Source organism: Planktothrix agardhii (assembly GCF_904830935.1).
Lineage (GTDB): Bacteria > Cyanobacteriota > Cyanobacteriia > Cyanobacteriales > Microcoleaceae > Planktothrix > Planktothrix agardhii.
Genome location: NZ_LR882952.1, coordinates 2,168,173 through 2,190,510 on the forward strand (window position 1 = coordinate 2,168,173; position 22,338 = coordinate 2,190,510).

The window sequence follows — 22,338 nt, forward strand, 5'->3', positions numbered from 1 at the left end:
AACAAATACATAAGTCAAGATGTTCTCTCAACCAAGGCGTATCAACCAATGCACGAAAGAAAATCCCTCAAGTTCCGGTATTTACCCCTATACAATAGTTTCTCAATTTGATCACCCCATCTCCCGCCTTTGTAGGTTGGCTTGGCGGGGGAGTGTCAATGTTCCAGATTTTGTGGTAAATGTAGCATTATTATCAGCTACGTTTTTTAAAATTTAAAATTTATGACTGAAAGTTCTCAGGATATCGAAAGTAATGAACGCAAACTAACCGGGGTGCAAAAAATCCGCACCATGATAGAGGGATTTGATGATATTAGTCATGGGGGAATGCCTATTGCTAGAGCTACTCTAGTTAGCGGAACGTCAGGTACCGGAAAAACCTTATTTGCAGTTCACTTTCTCTACAACGGAATTGTCTATTTTGATGAACCAGGGATTTTTATTACCTTTGAAGAATCACCCACAGATATTATTAAAAACGCTTCTAGTTTTGGATGGGATCTGCAAAAATTAATTGATGAAGGGAAACTATTTATCTTAGATGCTTCTCCCGACCCAGAAGGACAGGATATAGTCGGAAATTTTGACCTATCTGCATTAATTGAACGGATTCAATATGCTATTCGTAAATATAAAGCTAGACGAGTATCAATTGATTCAGTAACGGCTGTCTTCCAACAATATGATGGTGCTGGAGTGGTGAGACGGGAGATTTTTCGACTGGTGGCGCGACTGAAACAGGTGGGAGCCACTACGATTATGACAACGGAACGAGAGGCTGAATATGGCCCCGTGGCTCGGTTTGGGGTGGAAGAATTTGTCTCCGATAATGTCGTAATTTTGAGAAATGCTTTAGAAGGAGAACGACGTCGGCGCACGGCGGAAATTCTGAAATTACGGGGAACAACCCACATGAAAGGGGAATATCCGTTTACGATTACTAATGATGGAATTAGTATTTTTCCCTTGGGTGCGATGCGACTTACCCAACGCTCGTCTAATGTTAGGGTTTCTTCTGGGAATACAACCCTGGACAAAATGTGTGGGGGTGGTTTCTTCAAAGATTCGATTATTCTGGCGACCGGAGCCACGGGAACAGGTAAAACTTTATTAGTTAGTATTTTTCTGGAAAATGCCTGTAGAAATGGTCAACGAGCTCTGTTATTTGCCTATGAAGAATCCCGATCTCAATTATTTAGAAATGCGAGTTCCTGGGGAATTGATTTTGAAGAAATGGAAAGCAAAGGATTACTGAAAATTTTATGTAGTTATCCTGAATCTACTGGTTTAGAAGATCATTTGCAAATTATTAAATCGGAAATTTCTGAGTTTAAACCTGATCGAATTGCGATTGATTCCTTATCAGCTTTAGCGCGAGGGGTGAGTAATAACGCCTTCCGTCAATTTGTGATTGGGGTGACTGGTTATGCTAAACAAGAGGAAATTACGGGATTTTTCACCAATACAACCGATCAATTTATGGGGTCTAATTCTATTACGGATTCCCATATTTCAACGATTACCGATACCATTTTGATGCTACAATATGTGGAAATTCGTGGGGAAATGTGTCGGGCGTTGAATGTGTTTAAAATGCGGGGTTCCTGGCATGATAAAGGGATTAGAGAATATACTATTAGTGAGAATGGCCCGGTAATTACGGATTCTTTCCGTGATTATGAACGGATTATTAGTGGTTCTCCTAGCCGAATTTCTGTTAATGAAAAGAATGAATTATCTCGAATTATTCAAGGAGTTCAAGGGAGAATTGATTTGGATGAATAAGTTGTTAAGGATTTCAACTATAGCTATCCCAAATAGTTTGTAATAATACAACTGAAGGGAACACCGGAACAGGCAATAGGCAATAGGTAATAGAAAGAGTTTACCTCCCCTGCTCCCCCTGCCTTGGCGACTGCTATATTATCCCCCTTCGTAATTCCCTATTCCCTATTCCCTGTTCCCTATTCCCTGTTCCCTATTCCCTGTTCGGATTAATACCTAAAATGCGTTGGTTTCACCGAATTATAGTTCTATTTTTCAGTATCCTGATTTTTACTTGGGGAAATATAACCCCCCTAGGGGCTGAAAATCAATCCCTATCTTCTGATCTGGATACCTTACTTGAGCAAGCATTTACCGCGACTCAAAAGGGTCAGTTTTCCCAAGCAGAAACCTACTGGACTGAAATTATTGATCAATATCCTGAAAATCCGGCGATGTGGAGTAATCGAGGCAATATTAGAGTTAGTCAAAATCAACTAAATCCGGCGATTTCTGACTATAATCAGTCCATAGAATTAGCACCGAGTTTTCCCGACTCCTATTTAAACCGAGGGGTGGCTTATGAAGGTTTAGGAGAGTGGGAAAAAGCGATCGCCGACTATAATAAAGTATTAGAAATTAACCCTAATGATCCTGTGGCTTATAATAATCGGGGCAATGCGGAAGCTGGATTAGAAAACTGGTCAGCAGCCCTTTTAGATTATCAGACCGCCAGTGATTTAGATAAAAATTATTCCTTTGCGCGGGGAAATTATGCTTTAACATTATATCAATTAGGAGAAACTGAATTAGCCCTAAAAACCATGAAAAATCTAGTGCGTAAATATCCTAATTTTGCCGATATGCGTGCCGCCCTAACAGCCTGTTTATGGGATATTGGTAAACCAGGAGAAGCGGAAAGTAATTGGGTAGCTGTAGTGGGACTAGATGCTCGATATAAAAATATTAATTGGGTGAAAACCGTTAGACGGTGGCCGCCAAAATTAGTCACCGCGTTAAATAATTTTCTAAATTTGAAATAAACTTGATCAAGTTGTTGGGCTTGGTGCCCATTCTTCTAGGGTCTAAAGCCCAACAACGAACCTAAAACGCTATGCTTAAATTACGATTTATCAGCGCAACGGTTTTACCCCTAACTTGCTATGCGGCTGCAACGCCAATTCAACGGACAAACCATCACTCTCGATACCCACACCCCTCTAGGGAGTGGGGGGGAAGGGCGCATCTATGGCATATTAGAAGATCCGAATTTAGTTGCCAAAATCTACCATAAACCTAACGACGAAGACGCCGAGAAACTCACCGTCATGTATAACTATCCCCCAGCAACGGCGATGGTTTCCCCGGAAATGACGGCGATCGCTTGGCCCGTTGACCTGCTGCATACCACCGACAATAAGCGCCAAATTGTCGGTTATTTAATGCCCCGGGTGCATAAAGCTACCCCAATTCATATTTTTTATACCCCTAAAAGTCGCCGGGAACAAAAGCCTTTATTTAACTATTTATATCTCCATCGTACCGCGCGTAATTTAGTCGCTTCCGTTGCCGATTTACATAGTAGTGGATATATTATTGGTGATGTTAATGAATCTAATATTTTAGTTAGTGATACCGCCTTAGTTACTCTGGTTGATACCGACTCCTTTCAAGTTAGAGATCCCGATACCGGGTTAATTTATCGCTGTCCCGTGGGAAAAGCCGAATTTACCCCTCCAGAACTCCAGGGACAAGCCTTTCGGGACTTAAACCGTACCCCAGAACAGGATCGGTTTGGACTGGCGGTATTAATTTTTCTGTTATTGATGGAAGGGACTCACCCCTTTTCCGGAGTTTATCAAGGCAGTGGCGACCCTCCAGCCATTGAGTCTAGGGTGCGGGCGGGTCATTTTGTCTATGGCACAAAACAGGTTCCCTATCAACCCATGCCCTATGCTCCTCCTTTTGAAATCTTGTATCCAAAATTGCAACAATTATTTATTCAATGTTTTGAAACTGCATATAATAATCCTCAAGCTAGACCCGATGCGAAAACTTGGTTAATAGTATTAAAAGAAGCCGAAGCGAATTTAATTACCTGTAATCAACAATCAGAACATCGTTATGGTAATCATTTAAGCCATTGTCCTTGGTGTGATCGCACAGAAAAATTAGGTGGGCGCGACCCATTTCCTTCCCGTTTAGCAGTTAAACAAAAACAGAATTTACAACCCCTCAAACGCAAACGAAAAAGAGTTTTAAATAATAAACCTATTCCGGTTAATAATCGTCCTTTATTCACTCCGCCAAACCGTTCTATTTTTGCTCAACCAACGGCAAAAAAAACCTTAGTTTTGCCCCAAGCTCCTAATTTTTATCTCCAAAATTTATTAGGTAATATATTTGAAGGATTTGTCTTAGGCGGGTTGTGGGGAACGTCAGTTTTATCAGCAATTATTGCCCTAATTGTTGCTTTTGTGCAAGGAAAAGAAGCAATTATTGGCGGGTTAATGGTGGGGGCAATGTGGGGGGCATTTATAGGGATAGTAATTAGTGTGTATCTCCCTCCACCGGGGGGATTAAACCGAGTATTGGCGTTAATTGTGGGGGGCTGGTCAGGGATTTTTGTGGCGGCGGTAATTGCCGGATTAATTTTAGGAGTATGGAACACCGAACCCCTAATTGGTCAAACCTTAATGTGGGGGGCTTTAATGGGCATGGTTTGGGGTGCGGTTTGGCATTTATTTAAACCTCCTTTATCCTTACCTCATATTGGACGGTTGTGGGGAAGACGTGGGGCATTTGTTGGGGGAGTTTGGGGGTCATATTTAGGAACTTTAGGGGGAATTTGTTTAGGGATTTTAGCCGTAGGTTGGCAACAATTTGAACAGACTAATTCTAATATTAATTCTACCTCAAATTCTTCGGAAATTGCCCTAAGAATAATGGCAACGGCGATTGTGGCGGCGGGTGTGGGAACTATTGGTGGAAGTTTGGCCGGAGGGTTATTTGGAACTGTTGGAGGCGCTCCCAGTTTGCCTTTATCCCTAAATTTATATGGACGAAGGGGAGCTTTTATTGGGGCAATTTGGGGTAATTTTTTAGGGGCAATTTCTGGAGCAGGTTTAGGAGTTTTAGCCGCAACAAGTTTTGCTAATTTTTTAGATACTTCTGCAACAACAGGCACAACTTCTTTATTAATTGGTTCAATTATTGTATCGGCTGGAATTGGCAGTATTTGGGGAATGATTTCCGGTTTAATTTGGGGAGCTTTTGGCAAACTTTAAGGGTTGTTGTTGTTTGTTAGTCGCCGGGTTGATTGGATTAAAAATTATATCGGGAATATGAATCACTAAAAATGCGATCGCATCTTGATGATCACTATCGCTTAAAATTGTTTCTAGGGAACTGGGAACTGGAATTTCATCTCTATCAGCAACCATTAAATTAATATGACCTATTAAGGCTTCTTGAGCTATAATTTGTGTGGCTTCTATAGTTTCTTCCGCAGTAATACAACCCGGAAAATCATAAAACTGCACTCCATAATCACTGTCAGTATCTTTATGAACAGTAGCAATATAATAAGTCATTGTATCATTTTCTCAATTAGCAACTGCATCTGGATCATCACCAGTCCTTAAAATCATTTCTAACCAATTGACAACCACAATACTCATTTTAAGGTATAATGATTCTAAATCACTTCCAAAAACCTCAATCATTCAGGTTTGGGTTGAGAGGATAAAAAATTATTGTTTAATTTGTATTGTGTTTGAAATTGGGGTTATTGATATGAACACAGGAATTTTAGCATCTATTAGAGGGATGGCAAGTTCACCCACTATTGCACCAACTCGCTCTCGTCAAACTGTTAATCAAACCTATCCTAATTATAAAGTCATTGTCTTGAACGATGATTTTAATACCTTTGAACACGTTTCTAATTGTTTGATGAAATATATTCCTGGGATGACCGCCGATAGCGCCTGGGAATTAACAAATCAAGTCCATTATGAAGGTCAAGCTACGGTATGGGTTGGCCCCCAAGAACAAGCGGAATTATATCATCAACAATTAAGTCGAGAAGGGTTAACAATGGCGCCTTTAGAAAAGGCTTAATATTGATTAAAATTAACGGGATTTGATAGTATAAAAGACCTAATCTATGTCAATACCAGGTCTAATTCCTAGTAATGACGATCAATCACATTTTGGGAAAATGCTAACTCATTAGGGTTTTACAGATTGCGATCGCACCCTTTGACTCCATTGATTTAAAAAAGTCTCATAGGCGTGATTAATTCTTTGCATAACTGCGATCGCTTCTGATTTAATGTTATGATCAGGATGATATTGTTTTGCTAATTAATAATAGGCTGGTTTAACTTGATTAGGTGTTATATATATTGATATAATACTTAATAACTCAGGAATAAAAAATAAATAACTTACACAATTAAGCCCCGTAAACCTTAATCTACGGTAAACTATTGCTCAATTAGTCACCTTATTGGTTTTCCATTCCTTAGTCAATACGTGAAAAAACATGAAAAACGAATAATTAATTATGGCAAAAAACAATTAGAAGGGGAAACAATAGGTTCAGGAGCAGTGGAATCTCTAGTCAAACAAATTGGATTGCGAGTAAAAATATCGGGAGCCCAATGGTCAAGAGAGAATGTCCCTCAAATACTGAAGTTGAGGTGTGCGTATTTAAACGGTATGCTGACAGCTTAAAGAGATGTTTTAAGTATTTTTACTTATTGCATAATTGAGATGCTCCCAGTTTGGATTATTACCAGAGGAACAACTAGACAGATTAAATTAGTTAATTCAATTGAAGTCAAAGAAGTAGCTATTAACGATATTATGTATCTTTATCAAGAGCGATTGAAAAGCAACATGAATAATCAGTCACTCGAAATAAAATTGCGAAATATCTAAATTATGTTGTAATAGTACACAACTAACTTTATTAAAAAATTATAATTATTCTTGTTTTTTTCATTTAGTTACTAATCTTTATATTTGTTAAGTTGATCATTTTACAGATTGCGATCGCACCCTTTGACTCCATTGATTTAAAAAAGTCTCATAGGCGTGATTAATTTTTTGCATAATAGCGATCGCTTCTGATTTAATGTTATGATCAGGATGATATTTTTTTGCTAATTGATAATAGGCTTGTTTAACTTGATTAAGTGTTGCCTGGGGATGTACTCCTAATACTTGCCACCAATTTTGATAACGTTCAAATTCGATTAATTCTGGTATACCCAATTGTTGATACCAGAGTTGTAAAATACCCTTTTGACTTCCACTAACTAATCGTTGACCATCGGGACTAAAGGCAACGGGAGAACAACCGGAGAGCGTTTGCAATAATTCTCCGGTTTTCCAATTCCATAATTTAACCGTTTTATCCACACTTCCACTCGCCAAAATTTGGCTATTTGGACTCAAAGCTATTGAAAAAATAGCGGCGGAATGTCCGGTTAATGTCCGAATTAATTGCTGATTTTTCCAATCCCAGACTTTAATTGTATTGTCAGCACTTGCACTGATTAAAATTTGATTATCAGGACTGAATAAAACCGAAGTCACCCAGTTAGAATGTCCGGTTAAAACCATAGGATTTTGATAGGTTTTAAGATCCCAAATTCTAATGGTTTTATCAGCACTACCACTGGCTAGAAATTGACTCTGAGAACAGATCGCTACAGACCAAACTCCATCAGTATGTCCGTTCAAAATTCGTTTAGATTGTCCGGTTTTAAAATACCAAAGTCTAACGGTTTTATCGCTACTTCCACTGATTAAAATTTGATCATCGGGACTAAATACAAGGGACGTAATAATTCCCATATTTTTTTCAGGAAAATTCAGATCTAATAAAGTTCGATTTAGTTGTCGAGTCTGAAAATTCCAGAGGGTAATTCGACCATTAACACTCCCCGTGGCAACGATTTCTGAATTAGGACTAATGGCAACGGAATACATCTCATAGGGCATAAACCAAGTATATTTTTTCTTAATTGTATTAACGTCCCAAATGTGAATATTGCGATCATCACTAGCACTGATCAAAGTTTGACCATCAGGACTAAAAGCCACCGCATGAATTGAATCTTGATGTCCGGCTAAACGTTGTGTTTCTGTCCATAATAAATCTGGTGAATGGGGACGAATAACAAGATTGTGATTTTCAATATTAGGTTTTTCTGTATTTTTTTGAGCAGATGATTTCTGGGGATCTTGAATATTTTGTTTAAGATTTTTTAATTCCTCGTCTAATTCTAAATCATTGAATTTTTGGTTTAATTTTTCTTCTTGAAATTCAGGAATAAGTTCCAATACTTCTAATAACGCGGCGGTATAAAATTCCTGATCTAAAATCCGTTTTTCCATCCGGTCAAAGGCTTGAAATGCTGTTTCTGGGCTTCCGCCAGCATCAATTAATTGGGCAATTCCATATAATCCTAAGCCAACAATTCCGCCAAAAACCCCTAATGTTCCCATACCAGTTCCGACGCCTGTTCCCGCAAAACCTAACCCCATTCCTCCCACAACTGAAGAAATTCCTACCCCGGAAATTGCCCCTAATCCTACTGCACCCCAAGCAATAGCATCCCCTTGATTAAGTGCTCTAAATGCCCCATAAGTTGCAGCCCCCGCCACCGCCCCCACACCCATTAATGGCATTATTCCTAACCCAATTCCCCCAAAACTTCCCACCAGTCCAACGCCGCCAATTGTGCTATAAATTCCTGCCCCAGTCGCTCCACCGACGGTAATAAATGTTGTACCAGTGGTTAAGTTTTGCGAGAAATTATAATAACTTTTCATGATTTTTTGAAGTCCCGTAAATTTCATTATAGAATTGATAGTAATTCTATCAATAACCTCTCTATGACCTCTAATCCAGATTTTAGTTTAACTTGTCCCATTCCTCTGCAACAATATCCTTATATTTTACTCGCTCATGGCGGTGGAGGTAAACTCATGCGTCAATTAATTGACCAGATGTTTTTACCCACTTTTGGAAGTTCTAATCAAGTAGAACATGATGCTGCTACTCTACAATTAAACGGAAATAAAATAGCGTTTACAACGGATTCCTATGTGGTGAATCCCCTATTTTTTCCAGGGGGAGATATTGGTTCAATGGCAATTTATGGAACCGTTAATGATTTGGCAATGGCGGGAGCTCGTCCTTTATATTTAAGTGTAGGTTTTATTTTAGAAGAAGGTTTACCAATTCAAACCTTATGGGAAATTATTATATCCATGAAAATAGCTGCCGAAAAAGCTCAGGTTAAAATTGTCACGGGAGATACTAAGGTTGTTGATAAGGGTAAGGGAGATGGGATTTTTATTAATACATCGGGTATCGGAATTATTAAACATAATTTAACTATTAATTCCCTATCTGTTAAAGCTGGGGATGCTGTTATTATTAATGGGGATTTGGGGCGACATGGGATTGCTATTATGGCGGTGCGAGAAGGATTAGAATTTGAAACGACTATAGAAAGTGATTCCGCGCCTGTGGCGGATGTGGTTTTAGAGTTATTAGAGGCGGGAATAGAAATTCACTGTTTACGCGATTTAACCCGGGGCGGTTTAGCGAGTACGTTAAATGAAATTGCTACTGCTGCTAAAGTTGAAATTGAAATTCAAGAAACGGCTATTAAGGTATTAGAAGAAGTTAGAGGTGCGTGTGAAATATTGGGATTTGATCCCGTTTATGTTGCTAATGAAGGACGGTTTGCGGTGTTTGTTCCCGAGAAGGATATTGAAAAAACCTTATCAATTTTACAGGCAAAAATACCCGAATCTAGTTTAATTGGTTTTGTGAAACAAACTTCAAATCCTTTGGTTACTATGCAAAGTAGAATAGGAGCAAAACGGATTATTGATATGTTGAGTGGAGAACAGTTACCTCGAATTTGTTAGGGAGTTAATTCATCATGTCATCCGAACCCATTAAGTAGTTGCACAAAATAAATTACCTAGTTGAGAGAGGGAACAGCCCCCCCAAACCCCCCGTGCACGGGGGGCTAGGGGGGGGAGGGAACAGGGTAGAGGGTAGAGGATGTGTAATTAATTTTGTTTAGGTACTTACCTATTACGGATTTAAGAGGACTACGCAGATTAACACAGATTAAAATTCGTGAAATTCTCTTAAATCCGTGTTTAAAAAATACCCAATTTATGAAGAAGATAAAATATCTTCTAGGGCAGGTTTAACCGTCGGATATTGATAATTAAAATTGTAGGATAGGGTACGTTTAGGTAGGACTTGTTGACCTTCGAGAATGACTTGGGCGGCATCTCCTAATAATATTTCCAGGGCAAAATCAGGAACCGGAAGCCAAGACGGACGATTGAGAACTTCCCCTAAAGCATGACACAATTGCCCCATTCTAACGGGGTTGGGAGCCGTGGCATTTAGTACCCCTTCGATTTGAGAATTGGTTAAACTTAATAGGATTAAATTAACTAAATCCTCTCGATGAATCCAAGAAAACCACTGTTCTCCCGAACCTAATGGCCCCCCGGCAAACATTCTAAAGGGAGTTAGCATTTTTCCCAAAGCTCCCCCCATGGCTAAAACAATCCCCAATCTTAAAATTACTAAACGAGTTCCGGTTTCCTTAACCTGTTGGGCTGAGGTTTCCCAAGCTAGACAGACATTGGCTAAAAAATCCTGTCCAGAGGGACTATGTTCATCAAATAGGGCGGTTTCGCTGGTTCCGTAATAGCCAATCGCCGAAGCACTAACCAGGACACTAGGTTTAGAATTAGCTTGTGCGATCGCTTCGACTAATTTTTGGGTAGCCGTAGCCCGACTTTCTAAAATTTCCTGTTTGCGTTGCGGTGTCCATCTTTCATCGGCAATTCCCGCCCCGGCTAAATTCACCACCCCATCACATCCCGAAATCACCTGTTGCCAAGTACCGGATATGGTGGGAGTGTAACCAATAATTTCTAACTGGGAATAGACATAACTGGAAAATACCCGTTTTGCCCGCTCTGGATGCCGGGTGAGAACTAATACCGAATGTCCTTGCTGTTGGAGTCGTTCGACTAAACGACTGCCGACAAAACCTGTTGCTCCTGTAACTGCTACTTTCATTATTAATGGCTGAATACTCGCACCTTTGTCTTTAGAGTTTAACAAATCTTTAGCCATTCCCCCGATAGGGTAACAAGCTAACATAGAGGGAATTGTCTGAAACCCTGGGTGATCACCCCGCTTAAAAATCATCATGCTGATCCGAAAAAAATCTAAGCTGCTTTTGGCCGTGGCAGCCCTAACTGTATGTGGGAGTGTCGCCGCCGCCTTTTACTTAACAACTCAGAGGTACAAAGCCTATAGTCCCCTAGAAAGTGGCAAACTTGTGCCTGATGAAGCAATTATGGCAACTTATGTGTCGGCAACACCTCAAGTTTTATCAGAATTACAAAATTTTGGCACACCGGAAGCTCAAGCATTAGTCAGTCGGGGAATAAAAATTTTTCAACAACAGAGTTTAGCTGGGGCGACGATTAATTTTAATCAGGATATTCAACCTTGGATCGGTGGGGTGATGGTGGCTTTACTTCCTACTGATGGAATTAAATCCGCAACAGATGCCCAGTTATTAATGGTTGTGGGAATTAAAAATAAATGGAAATCTTGGCAATTTGCCCAAAAATTAAAGGCTTCATCGGAGGTTAAATCTCAACAGAGTCAATATCGAGGGGTGACTCTATCGAGTTATACCGAAAAAACGGGAAAACAATATAACGTGGCGGTGATCAATAATCAGGTGGTAATTGCGGCTAATCCTGAAACCGTGAAACGGGCGATCGATACCTTCATGGGTTCTCCTTCCTTGGTCAGTTTATCGGGAAAATCTGACCTGTTTTTTCAAAGTGCAAATCTTGCTAATCCTTTAGTGACGGTGTTTATTACCGATTATGATCGGTTAACGCAGGATTTAAGTAGCACTTGGCCAGAAGTTTTGAGTTTATCCGGTCAATCTATATCTTCCCTGAAACCCATTCAATCTATGGTAATTGGAGTTGGGGTAGAAGGGGATGGGATGCGCTTAAAAGCGATGGCTCAGTTACGTCCCAATGGCAAGGTATCCCAACAACCACCGGAATTTGGGAAAATGATCGATCGTTTCCCCAGTGACACCCTGGCTCTGGTAAATAGTCATGATCTGCATCAAATTTGGTTACAGTTTTTAACTTTGGGGGAAAATAACCGGGATTTGAATAAGATAATTAGTCAAATTCGTTTGGGACTGCAAGCAATTAATTTAGATGCGGATAGGGAGGTGTTTGGCTGGATGGATGGGGAGTTTGCCTTGGCTGCGATCGCTTCTGAAAAAGGAGTATTAGCGTCCTTGGGATTGGGGGGAGTTTTGTTAATTGAAACTAGCGATCGCCCCGCCGCAGAAATAATGTTAAATAAACTCAATACTCTGGTTGCCGGGGGCAATCCTCCGATTAATATTGAACAACGGAGTTTATCTGGAATTGAGGTGACAGAATGGAATGACCCAAAACAGGGAACACTATTCGGACATGGCTGGTTAAGTCCTAATGTGATTTTTGTTGCCTTTGGGGGGCCAGTGGTGGAAGCCATGACTCAGAATCCCACCAATCCCCTGAATCACAGCCAACGATTTCAAGAAATTAGCAAATCTCTACCCAGTTCTCACCATAGTTATGTCTATTTGGATATTGAAAAAATTACTTCTTGGGCGATGGGATATCTATTAGCATCTCCGGCGATCGCCCTTCAACCCAATAGAATGACTATACTAAATTCAATTCGAGGTGTGGGAATTAGTGCCAGCTTTCCCGATCCTTCGCAGGTTGAGGTAGAAATGCTATTGGTACTCAAACCCAAAACTTAATCACGGATTTAAAGGATTATAGCAGGGAACACCGGAACAGTCCCCCAAACCCCCCGTGCACGGGGGGCTAGGGGGGGAGGGAACACCGGAGGAAAAGACTTCACCGTCTAGCTTTGCTGCATCACTCTTTGTCCTAATAGGTCTGGCGACTGCTATACAAAGATTACACGGTTGAGAAAGCAACAAAACTACTTGGCGAAATCAGTGTAATTCGCCTAAATTAGCGATAATTGATCACTGATAACTGATAACTGATAACTGATTTAAAGCGTATGCGGATACTGATTTACTCCTATAACTATTATCCTGAACCGATTGGTATTGCTCCTCTGATGACAGAACTCGCAGAGGGTCTGGTCAGGCGCGGCCATGAAGTTCGGGTAGTTACGGGAATGCCCAATTACCCAGAACGCCGGATTTATCAGGGATACCGGAATAAGTTATATCTGACGGAAGAACGAAATGGGGTGATAATTCAGCGCAGCTATATTTGGGTGCGTGGCCCGAAACCCGGATTATTAGATCGTCTGCTGCTGGATAGTAGTTTTATGGTGACAAGCATAGTTCAGGCGTTTAACGGTTGGCGACCTGATATTATTTTTGCTACGGTTCCTCCTTTATTGGTGAGTGTTCCGGTGGGTATTTATGCCTGGGTGCGCCGTTGTCCGGTGATCTTGAATATTCAGGATATTGTTTCGGAAGCTGCCTTGCGGGTGAAGTTGGTTAATCCCGATGGTATTGTGATTAAAACTGCTAAATTTGTGGAAAAGTTTACTTATGAAAAAGTAAATCAGATTAGTGTAATTGCGGATGGTTTTGTTGATAAATTAGTGGAAGTCGGCATCCCCAACAATAAAATTGCTTATATTCCGAATTGGGTAGATACTAATTTTATTAAACCTTTATCAAAAACGAATAATTCCTTTAGGATTAAGTATCAACTTGAAGATAAGTTTGTCGTTCTTTATTCTGGAAATATTGCTTTAACTCAAGGTTTAGAAACGGTGATTAAAGCAGCAAAGTTATTAGGGTCTATTCCTGAAATCTCTTTTGTCATTGCTGGGGAACAGGAGGCTTTACAACAGTTAGAAAAGATCTGTCAAGAATATAAAACGGAAAATGTTTTATTAATTCCCCTTGAACCAAGGGAAAAATTGCCCGATATGTTGGCGGCTGCGGATGTGGGATTAGTGGTGCAAAAAAGACGAGTAACGGTTTTTAATCTACCCTCAAAAATTCCGGTTTTATTAGCCAGTGGTTGTGCTATTATTGGCTCTGTTCCTGATACGGGAACCGCAAAAGAGGTGATTCTTAAAAGTGGCGGGGGAATTGTGGTACTTCCTGAAGATGCGGAGAGTTTAGCCCAGGCGATTACTGATCTTCACAAAAATCCAGCACAATTAGAAGCCTTGGGTAAATCTGGACGAAAATATGCTGAGGAATATTATGGTATTGAACAGGCGTTAGACCAGTATGAACAGTTATTTACACAAGCATTAACCCCCGAATAGCCTATTTTATGTTTACTGTTTGCGGGAGTATGTATTGACACTCCCACGGGTGAACCGCGTGGGATTTCTCCTGTCTAGCCCCGATTGCTCGGTATTCATGGAGTTGCCCCCCACTGTTTCCAGAATTGCTTCACAGCAATATTAGAGGAGAGTACGAGACTCTGAGGAATGCCAAGTACCTCGTCCCAATTGACGGCACACGACTATTACAGTCTTTGGCTCTGCCAAGATTTTTCGGAGCTTTCTGTAGTCAACAGGGATAATCACAGTGGTTGCCTTTTTCTCGCCATTGACAACTTGTTTTTAAGGAGGTCAGAACATCTGACCAGATAAGCGAGGAACATCCTTGCTATACTCTGATAATAGAGTCTTAAATAGAGTATGTCAAGGGAAAAGAAAATTCAGTTTAATGTTAACGAGAAAGAATATGAACGTCTCAAAAGTCATGCTGAATCAGAAGGATTATCAATGGCTGAAGTTCTTAGGGATTACATTAAAACCCTCACACCCCCTAAAGGGGGTCGCACTACATCCCACGACTGAAGTGCGTGGGCTTTGTGCGAGGTTGTTGTAAGATCGTAGAGAATCTTCATGTTAGTATATCAGGAGGTTGAGAAATCAACAGAGGAAATCCACCGGATTCCAGAAAGATTACTATTCTGTTGAATACAAACAATCAAGCTGGAAACTACACCCAACTAAAAGACAAATTACCTTAACCGATAAAAACATCCCCCCTAGGCTCCCCGTGCACGGGGGGTAAACTCAAATTATTGGGTAAATGGGATATCCAAATCTTTTGAAAAAAATTATGGAAAATTCAGAGATTGATTTTTCACAACAGGAACTGGAAGCATTACTCAATAATATTTTAACTGAGTTAGAACAGGGAGATTTTCAACAACGATGGGAAGTGAGCAAGATTTTACCCAGTTTAGGAACCCCTGTCTTAGAGCCATTGCTTAATATTTTAAAAGATGAAACGGCTGATATAGAAATGCGTTGGTTTGTAGCTAGAACTTTGGGTAATTTTAAATCGGAAATCATTATTGAACCTTTAATTAATCTGCTCAAAAATTCTAAATCTGAACCAACAGAAGCAGAAATATCCCTACAAGAAATAACGATTATTACTTTATCAAATCTAGGAAATTCAGCGATCGCACCTTTAATTCAATTATTAGAAAAACCCGATTCTAAATTATTAGCAACCCAAGCCCTAGCTCAAATTCGCCATTCTGAAACCATTCCCCCCTTGTTAACTGTTGTTAATGATCCAAATTCTAAAATTAGAGCGATCGCCATTGAAGCATTAGGTAGTTTTCATGATCCGAGGGTAATTCCGATTTTATTAGAGGCTTTAAATGATCCCGTTGCTGATGTCAGAAAACAAGCGGTAATTGGATTAGGAGTAAGATTAAATTTATTAGAAAATATCAATTTAGTCGAAAAACTTAAACCCTTATTATGGGATATTCGACCGGAAGTTTGTCAACAAACTCAACTCGCCTTAGCCCGTTTAAAAACCGATGAAGCTGCTACTGCTCTCTTTGAACAAGTACAATCTCAAAGTGTCCCCATTTCCTTAAAAATAGATGGGGTGCGTTCCTTGGGATGGATCGAAACTGCTAAAAGTTTAGATTATTTACAGGAAATTCTCTTGACTTTTGATCCTCAATTCAATCTAAATTCAAATCCAGAAACAATAGAAAAAATTACCCTAGTTAGAGAAATTATTCCGTGTATAGGAAGATTTGAAACCTTGGAATTGAGAAAACAAGCCCATCAAATTCTGGTCAATTTTATTAATAGTAATCATCCGGCAATTTCCGATCCTAAAACAAAACAATTGATTGCATTAGAATTGGGAAAACTAGGATTAATCGAGGCAATTAATCCCTTAATTAAGCTTTTGATTGATCCGAATCCCTCAGTACGATTCCATTGTATTTCAGCCTTAAAACAAATTGAGCCCGAACAAACCTATCAATATTTACAAAATTTATCCCATCAAAAAGATATTAGTTCTGATATTAAACAAGCAATTCTAATCGCTTTATCGGAAATCAGTAATCAGTAGACACCTGCTATATGTCTCTACTGATTACCGATAAATGTTTACCAATAACTATTTACTGTTTACTATTTACTGTTTACTGATAACGGATGACTGGTACAGATGCGCCAATAGCCTACGGCATCGCTGCGCTCGGGCACGTCTCTACACCGATTACTGATAACTGATGATTGATAATTGTATTTATGCGTTTAGAGCAACTGCAATCTTTTCTGTCCGTTGCTGAGACTGGAAGTTTTCAACAAGCAGCACGGAAATCGGGTCTAACTCAATCAACAATTAGTAGACAGATACAAGGACTAGAAGAAGAACTCGGTTTACCCTTGTTTCACCGCACGACTCAAGTTAAATTAACAATTGGGGGTGAACGCTTTTGGCCCTATGCTCGCAAAATTTGCCAAGCCTGGGATAGTGCTAAAGAAGAACTAGCATCTCTGTTGATGGGAAAACAGCCGGAACTTTGTGTGGCGGTAATTCATTCGGTTTGTTCCTCCTATTTACCTCCGGTTTTACAGAAGTTTTGTTATGCTTATCCAGAGGTTCAATTAAGGGTAACTTCTTTAGGAAGTGATCGGGCTTTAAAAGTGCTTAAAGATGGATTAGTAGATATTGCTATTATTATGAATAATCGTTCTTTTACCGTCAGTGGAGAACTTTTAGTTGATGTTCTGTATCAAGAATCTATTCAAGTATTAATGGCAAGCAATCATCCCTTAGCCCAATATTCTCAAATTCCTTGGGATGAATTAATTCGTTATCCGCAAGTTGTTTTTAAAGATGGTTATGGAATGCAGCGTTTAGTTCAAGAAAACTTTACTAAGGCCGGAGCCAAATTAAATGCCGTTTTAGAGTTAAATACATTAGATGGGTTTCGTGGAGTCATTCGTCAGGGGGAACTGATTGCATTATTACCATATTCTGCCCTAGTAGAAGCCAAAACCGATCCGACTTTGGCGGTTAGAGAATTAGCTTCCCCTTCCAAATCTTCGGCTTCTTCTGAGTTAATGGCTGAGGATGTAAATACAAATTGGACTCGTGAAGTGGTAATTGTGACCACACCCGATCGAATGCAAATTCCTCCGATCGCCTATTTTTGGCAATTAGTTCATGACTGTATTCCTAATCAAAGTAATGGCTCAATTCATGCTTTAAATCCTCAAATGCCTCTGTTAAAATAACCTTAGCGTAGATTGCTATAGTGGATAATCTTACAATTTAAAACTTTATCAACATGAGTGATCGATTTAGGGATTTACTTCGTCAAGTGGGCAGTGGTACTCATACCAGTGAAGCATTAACCCGTTCTCAAGCGGCCGAAGCCATGAGATTAATGCTATTAGAGGAAGCAACTCCGGCTCAAATTGGTGCATTTTTGATCGCCCATCGCATCCGACGCCCGACAGGGGAAGAATTAGCCGGAATGTTAGATGCTTATGAAGAAATTGGCCCTCAACTTCAGTCGGTGACTTCCGCGCCGTTTGTATTGGGTTGTCCTTATGATGGTCGGTCTCGCACAGCTCCAATGGCCCCCTTAACCGCTTTAATTTTAGTTACCGCCGGGGTGCAGGTGATTTTACATGGGGGTCAGCGAATGCCCACCAAGGAGGGAATTCCTTTAATTGAAGTTTGGCAGGGGTTGGGTTTAGACTGGTCTAAATTATCCCTAGCACAAGTACAAAAGGTTTTTGCAGAATTGGGTTTGGGATTTGTTTATCTTCCCCAACATTTCTTAGCAGCAGAAAAGTTAGTTAGCTATCGTCGAGAAATTGGTAAACGTCCCCCTTTAGCGACGATGGAATTGATCTGGAAACCCTATTTAGGACAAGCAACAGTGGTTTGTGGGTATGTACATCCGCCCACAGAAACCATGTTTAGAGAAGCTTTTCATTGGCGTGGAGTAACGGATTTTATTACGGTTAAAGGGTTAGAAGGAAGTTGCGATTTACCCCGCGATCGCACTTGTATTATTGGGCTACATCAACCGGGTCAACAAACCCAAATAGTTAAAGATCCTACAAAAATATTAACAAAAAATCCTATCTTAGATGATGTTTTCTTTGAACGGTTATTATTACATCCCCGGGATTATGGATTTGACGGTAGGGAAGTTACTCTGTCCTCAACTCCGATTTTAATTGAACAAATTCAAACGGTTTTAAAGGGTCAAAGTAGTGAATTTATGAAAGCCACACTGTGGAATGGGGGTTTTTATCTCTGGCGTTCTGGGGTCTGTCAAGATTTAGAATCGGGATTATCAAGTGTTGAATCCTTAATAACAGAAGGGAAAGTTCAGGCTAAATTGCAGGAGATTCAAAATTACTTTTTCAACGGGGATTTGAAATGAATGATCTATCTATTGCTGCTTTAATTCTAGCTGGAGGTCAAAGTTCTCGCATGGGTGAGGATAAGGCTTTTGTTCTCTATGAAGGAAAACCCCTGCTTCAGCGAGTTTATGAAGTGGCGGCTATCTGTAGCCAAAAAGTATATATTGCTACACCTTGGCCGAAACGGTATCAAACTCTATTAACCGAGGATTACGAAGTTATATTAGAGAAGGAACCGAACCAAGGGCCATTAATCGCCCTATCCCAAGGATTATCAGAAATTCCCTTTGATTGGATTTGGTTATTAGCCTGTGATTTGCCGCGATTAGAACCCGCTATGATTCAACATTGGCAAACCCGTTTAACCGTTCTCCCCGATACAATTTTAGCCGTTATTCCTCAAACCAAGTCCCGTTGGGAACCCCTATGTGGGTTTTATCGCCGTTCCGCCTATGACCATTTACAAGGGTTTATGGCTCCCGGCGGTCGATCTTTTCAACGCTGGTTAAGCCAAATTCCTGTGGAACCGATTGAGCTATCGGAAGCAGAATCACAAATGTTATTAAATTGCAATAGACCGGACGACTTAAAACCGTAAAAAACAATAAAACTATTAATTAAATTTTGTATCAACCAATTTACCTGCTATAACCAACAAATACTTAAAAATGGACAGGAGGAACCAATGGCATACAGGTTTGGATACCAAACCCCCACAATAAAATATTACAACCTATTTAGGACTGCTAGATATACAAAAAATAGTACATATACCCCCCCTGATGGGTGACTCCCCGCTCCCCAAATCCTCAAAATGGAGCGAAGATAAAACACATTACTCAGAGTGTCAGATCCAGAAGCGGTCAATTCTTATGTGCATCGACCGCAGCCGCTTCCCATATCCCTCGTGCAATTCTCCAGGGTGTGATCGGGTTTTTACTACCTTTTTATATCCCTATTTTGTTCAATCAAAGCATCGATTTTCATAGCCATCAGGGGTCATCTCATGAAAAATATTATTGTTTTATTAGGACTTGTTGCGTCTACAAGTTTTACCGTGTTTTCCGTGGCTTCTGCCCACGCAGTCCCGTCCAAATCCGAGGTAAATCAAACCACCGTCGATCATTGGACAACACTGAGTTACACCGGGAAAAATGAGGATGGAGACACAGAACAGATCGATACTAAAAAATCTTGATCCCTATTGACGCTATTTCTAACGCCAATGGACTCCCACCCCAATGCGATCGCCACCTTGCTGTTTAGCCTCCTGTAGAGCTTCTTCGGCAACGGTAATCAAAGGATGTGGGGGTAATTCCGGTGCGGGAATAGCTGTTGCTACCCCCAAACTCAGAGTTAGGTAGGGACTGATCTCCGATTTAGGGTGAGAAATTTCCAATTGTTTAATTTTAGCTCTAATTAACTTAGCAACTTCGATCGCCCCAGTCCTATCTGTATGGGGAAGCAAAATTGCAAATTTTTCCCCACTATAACGCCCAACTAAATCGGCCGGACGTTTAATACAGGTGCCCATAGTTTGAGCAATATTTTGTAAACAGATATCTCCTTGATCATATCCATAAACTTCATTATAACCTTGAAACCTATCCACATCTGTAATAATTAAGGATAAATATATTCTTTCCCTGGCTAAACGTTGCCATTCTCTTAATAAATATTCATCGAAATAAGGACGATTTGCTAATTGAGTTAAGGGGTCAAGCCGACTCAAATACTTTAATTTATCCGTTGTTGTTTGTAACTTCTGGCTAATTTCCTCAAGTTTACTTTCGGCGGCTTTACGCGCTGATATTTCTTGTTCTAACTGAAGCAAAGACTCGCTTAAAACCTTCTGATTTTGACGGTAATGCTGGATATTTTTAATTCTAAGCATAATTTCTTGAGAATTAAAAGGTTTTCTGATATAGTCATAATAGCTGCCATAGTCTAAGGGAATAGAATAGCTATGATTAGAATATGAAATCAACAAAAAAATAGTAACACTTTGTTGATTATTTTCACAATATTGAGAAAAATAGTTAAGATTTAATCTTTGATCTTCAAGTTCTGAAAAATTCCAAAAAATTATATCAGGAATCTTGATTTGTAAATATTCTAAAGCCACATTTGCATTTAAAGCCCTTCGGATTTGATACCCTTGCTGACCTAAAATTTCCAATAGAATTTGTACATCCTGGTCATCATAATCAATAATCAAACAATCCAATGGGGGAAATTTTTGGGCAGGTAAAATCATATAATTTAATCAGATTAAATCAGGTTAAAAAACAGAATTGATTCATCAAGTATCCGCATGATCAGTTAAGAATAAATCACAGTTTTTTTATCAGTAAAAATCTTGGGTTTATTTATTTAACTGATAACTGATAACTGATAACTGATAACTGATAAAATATTACAACCTATTGAGGAAGTTAGACCATGACTGTCAAAATTCTATCGGTGAGTAATGGTCATGGGGAAGATGCGATCGCCGTTAGGATTTTACGAGAACTCCAAAAACAGCCCCATCCCCCGGAACTCGCCGCCTTACCCTTAGTGGGATTAGGACAATCTTACACTCAACTAGACAACGTTCCCATTATGGGATCAGTAAAATCCCTACCTTCTGGGGGTTTTATTTATATGGATAAACACCAACTCTGGCGAGATCTACAAGCGGGGTTATTTCCCTTAATTATTCAGCAATATCAAACTATTCGCCAGTGGGTAAAACAAGGGGGAATAATTCTCGCCGTCGGGGATATTGTGCCTTTATTTTTAGCCTGGTTAAGTGGGGGAAATTATGCTTTTATCGGAACAGCAAAATCCGACTATTATCTCCGTGATGAACAAGAAAAATTACCCTTAATCGGAATGTGGAAATGGTATAAATATTCTGATTCGATTTATTTCCCTTGGGAACGTTGGTTAATGAATAATTCTCGGTGTTTAGGGGTATTTCCTAGGGATACGATAACAACTAAAACCCTAGAAAAATATGGAATTTCGGCGATTGATTTAGGAAATCCCATGATGGATAATTTAGAACCTAATATTGATAATTATAATATTGATCAATTACAGCAGCGATCGATATTTATAACATTATTACCCGGTTCTCGTTCTCCAGAAGTTAATCGAAATTGGGATATAATCTTACAAGGAGTAGATGCAATTATTCAAAGCTCGATCCGATCAACAGAAAATCCGATCCCTAGCTATCAAGAATTGGTGTTTTTAGGTGCGATCGCCTCTAGTTTAGACCTGCAACCCTTTTGTCAATCTCTCACGGATTTAGGATGGCAAGAAACCCCAGATTTAAGATTACCTAATATTAACTTTTCTTGGGGTCATGGAGAATTAATTTTTTCTCAAAAAAATGCTATATTAATCTTGACAAATCAGGCATTTAATGATTGTTTAGCTTTAGGGAATATTGCGATCGCCATGGCCGGAACTGCAACAGAACAATTTGTCGGTTTAGGGAAACCTGCGATCGCAATTCCGGGCGAGGGGCCACAATTTACCCCCACCTTTGCTAATAATCAACAGCGTCTATTAGGGCAGTCATTAATTATAGTAGAAAATCCGACAGAAATTCCTGAAATATTGCGATCGCTGCTGCTTAATTCCGAACAATTAAAGTTAATAGCAGAAAACGGAAAACGTCGCCTCGGACAACCAGGTGCGAGTCGTCGCATTGCCCAATATCTACCGTAGTAAGCCCTGAAGGGCTTAAT

At 39.8% G+C, this 22,338-nt stretch carries 17 protein-coding genes and 1 pseudogene; 14 read left to right on the forward strand and 4 right to left on the reverse strand.

Features of this window, described 5'->3' with window-relative positions:
- Positions 1–222 precede the first annotated feature (222 nt).
- The 3 genes from kaiC to NMG88_RS10055 all read left to right on the forward strand — a co-directional run bounded on the left by kaiC (position 223) and on the right by NMG88_RS10055 (position 5,051).
- Complete coding sequence (gene kaiC / locus NMG88_RS10045) at positions 223–1,785, forward strand: circadian clock protein KaiC (RefSeq protein ID WP_042155534.1); 1,563 nt, start codon at positions 223–225, stop codon at positions 1,783–1,785.
- Positions 1,786–2,006: 221 nt separating this feature from the next.
- Positions 2,007–2,807, forward strand: coding sequence for a tetratricopeptide repeat protein (locus NMG88_RS10050; protein ID WP_042155529.1), 801 nt, complete (start codon positions 2,007–2,009; stop codon positions 2,805–2,807).
- A 120-nt stretch (positions 2,808–2,927) separates the two neighbouring features.
- Positions 2,928–5,051 (forward strand): DNA-binding protein, encoded by a 2,124-nt coding sequence (locus NMG88_RS10055; RefSeq protein WP_235751806.1) that lies wholly within the window; start codon positions 2,928–2,930, stop codon positions 5,049–5,051.
- Here the strand turns inward: NMG88_RS10055 and NMG88_RS10060 are convergent.
- The gene (locus NMG88_RS10060; protein WP_254035391.1) at positions 5,022–5,357 is read right to left on the reverse strand and encodes a type II toxin-antitoxin system HicB family antitoxin; all 336 of its coding nucleotides are present in this window, start codon (positions 5,355–5,357) and stop codon (positions 5,022–5,024) included. The two genes, NMG88_RS10055 and NMG88_RS10060, sit on opposite strands and share 30 nt — an antisense overlap.
- A gap of 235 nt (positions 5,358–5,592) precedes the next feature.
- Between NMG88_RS10060 and clpS the strand changes: the two genes are divergently transcribed.
- Positions 5,593–5,886: an ATP-dependent Clp protease adapter ClpS gene (gene clpS, locus NMG88_RS10065; protein ID WP_026788621.1), complete on the forward strand. Its 294-nt coding sequence runs from the start codon at positions 5,593–5,595 to the stop codon at positions 5,884–5,886.
- A gap of 414 nt (positions 5,887–6,300) precedes the next feature.
- Positions 6,301–6,504: pseudogene (locus NMG88_RS10070) on the forward strand (ISKra4 family transposase); the annotation flags it as partial.
- Positions 6,505–6,807: 303 nt separating this feature from the next.
- Here NMG88_RS10070 and NMG88_RS10075 read toward each other — a convergent pair.
- Positions 6,808–8,613: a DnaJ domain-containing protein gene (locus NMG88_RS10075; RefSeq protein WP_254035392.1), complete on the reverse strand. Its 1,806-nt coding sequence runs from the start codon at positions 8,611–8,613 to the stop codon at positions 6,808–6,810.
- A 63-nt stretch (positions 8,614–8,676) separates the two neighbouring features.
- On the opposite strand from NMG88_RS10075, the gene hypE reads away from it, so the two are divergent.
- Complete coding sequence (hypE, locus tag NMG88_RS10080; protein ID WP_254035393.1) at positions 8,677–9,723, forward strand: hydrogenase expression/formation protein HypE; 1,047 nt, start codon at positions 8,677–8,679, stop codon at positions 9,721–9,723.
- 256 nt (positions 9,724–9,979) lie between these two features.
- Here the strand turns inward: hypE and thyD are convergent, their stop codons facing one another.
- The gene (gene thyD, locus NMG88_RS10085) at positions 9,980–10,906 is read right to left on the reverse strand and encodes a thylakoid membrane protein ThyD (protein WP_227351511.1); all 927 of its coding nucleotides are present in this window, start codon (positions 10,904–10,906) and stop codon (positions 9,980–9,982) included.
- A gap of 133 nt (positions 10,907–11,039) precedes the next feature.
- Here thyD and NMG88_RS10090 point away from each other — a divergent pair, with 133 nt between their 5' ends.
- The 7 genes from NMG88_RS10090 to NMG88_RS10120 all read left to right on the forward strand — a co-directional run bounded on the left by NMG88_RS10090 (position 11,040) and on the right by NMG88_RS10120 (position 19,193).
- Positions 11,040–12,683: a DUF3352 domain-containing protein gene (locus tag NMG88_RS10090; protein WP_227351005.1), complete on the forward strand. Its 1,644-nt coding sequence runs from the start codon at positions 11,040–11,042 to the stop codon at positions 12,681–12,683.
- Between the two features lie 272 nt (positions 12,684–12,955).
- Positions 12,956–14,194, forward strand: a complete 1,239-nt coding sequence (locus NMG88_RS10095; protein ID WP_042155520.1) for a glycosyltransferase family 4 protein — start codon at positions 12,956–12,958, stop codon at positions 14,192–14,194.
- Between the two features lie 381 nt (positions 14,195–14,575).
- On the forward strand, positions 14,576–14,737 hold the full coding sequence (locus tag NMG88_RS10100; RefSeq protein ID WP_141292963.1) for a ribbon-helix-helix protein, CopG family: 162 nt from the start codon (positions 14,576–14,578) through the stop codon (positions 14,735–14,737).
- Positions 14,738–15,005: 268 nt separating this feature from the next.
- Positions 15,006–16,274 (forward strand): HEAT repeat domain-containing protein, encoded by a 1,269-nt coding sequence (locus NMG88_RS10105; RefSeq protein ID WP_227351004.1) that lies wholly within the window; start codon positions 15,006–15,008, stop codon positions 16,272–16,274.
- A gap of 182 nt (positions 16,275–16,456) precedes the next feature.
- Positions 16,457–17,449, forward strand: a complete 993-nt coding sequence (locus NMG88_RS10110) for a LysR family transcriptional regulator (protein WP_042155515.1) — start codon at positions 16,457–16,459, stop codon at positions 17,447–17,449.
- A 53-nt stretch (positions 17,450–17,502) separates the two neighbouring features.
- On the forward strand, positions 17,503–18,615 hold the full coding sequence (locus NMG88_RS10115) for an anthranilate phosphoribosyltransferase family protein (RefSeq protein WP_026794838.1): 1,113 nt from the start codon (positions 17,503–17,505) through the stop codon (positions 18,613–18,615).
- Positions 18,612–19,193, forward strand: coding sequence for a molybdenum cofactor guanylyltransferase (locus NMG88_RS10120; protein ID WP_026794839.1), 582 nt, complete (start codon positions 18,612–18,614; stop codon positions 19,191–19,193). Before NMG88_RS10115 ends, NMG88_RS10120 begins: the two co-directional genes overlap by 4 nt.
- Before the next feature lie 618 nt (positions 19,194–19,811).
- On the opposite strand, the gene NMG88_RS10125 is transcribed toward NMG88_RS10120, so the two are convergent.
- Positions 19,812–20,852 (reverse strand): GGDEF domain-containing protein, encoded by a 1,041-nt coding sequence (locus NMG88_RS10125; protein ID WP_254035394.1) that lies wholly within the window; start codon positions 20,850–20,852, stop codon positions 19,812–19,814.
- Between the two features lie 185 nt (positions 20,853–21,037).
- Here NMG88_RS10125 and NMG88_RS10130 point away from each other — a divergent pair, with 185 nt between their 5' ends.
- Positions 21,038–22,318 carry a lipid-A-disaccharide synthase-related protein gene (locus NMG88_RS10130; protein ID WP_254035395.1) on the forward strand — a complete coding sequence of 427 codons (1,281 nt, stop codon included), beginning with the start codon at positions 21,038–21,040 and terminating at the stop codon, positions 22,316–22,318.
- Positions 22,319–22,338: the final 20 nt, after the last annotated feature.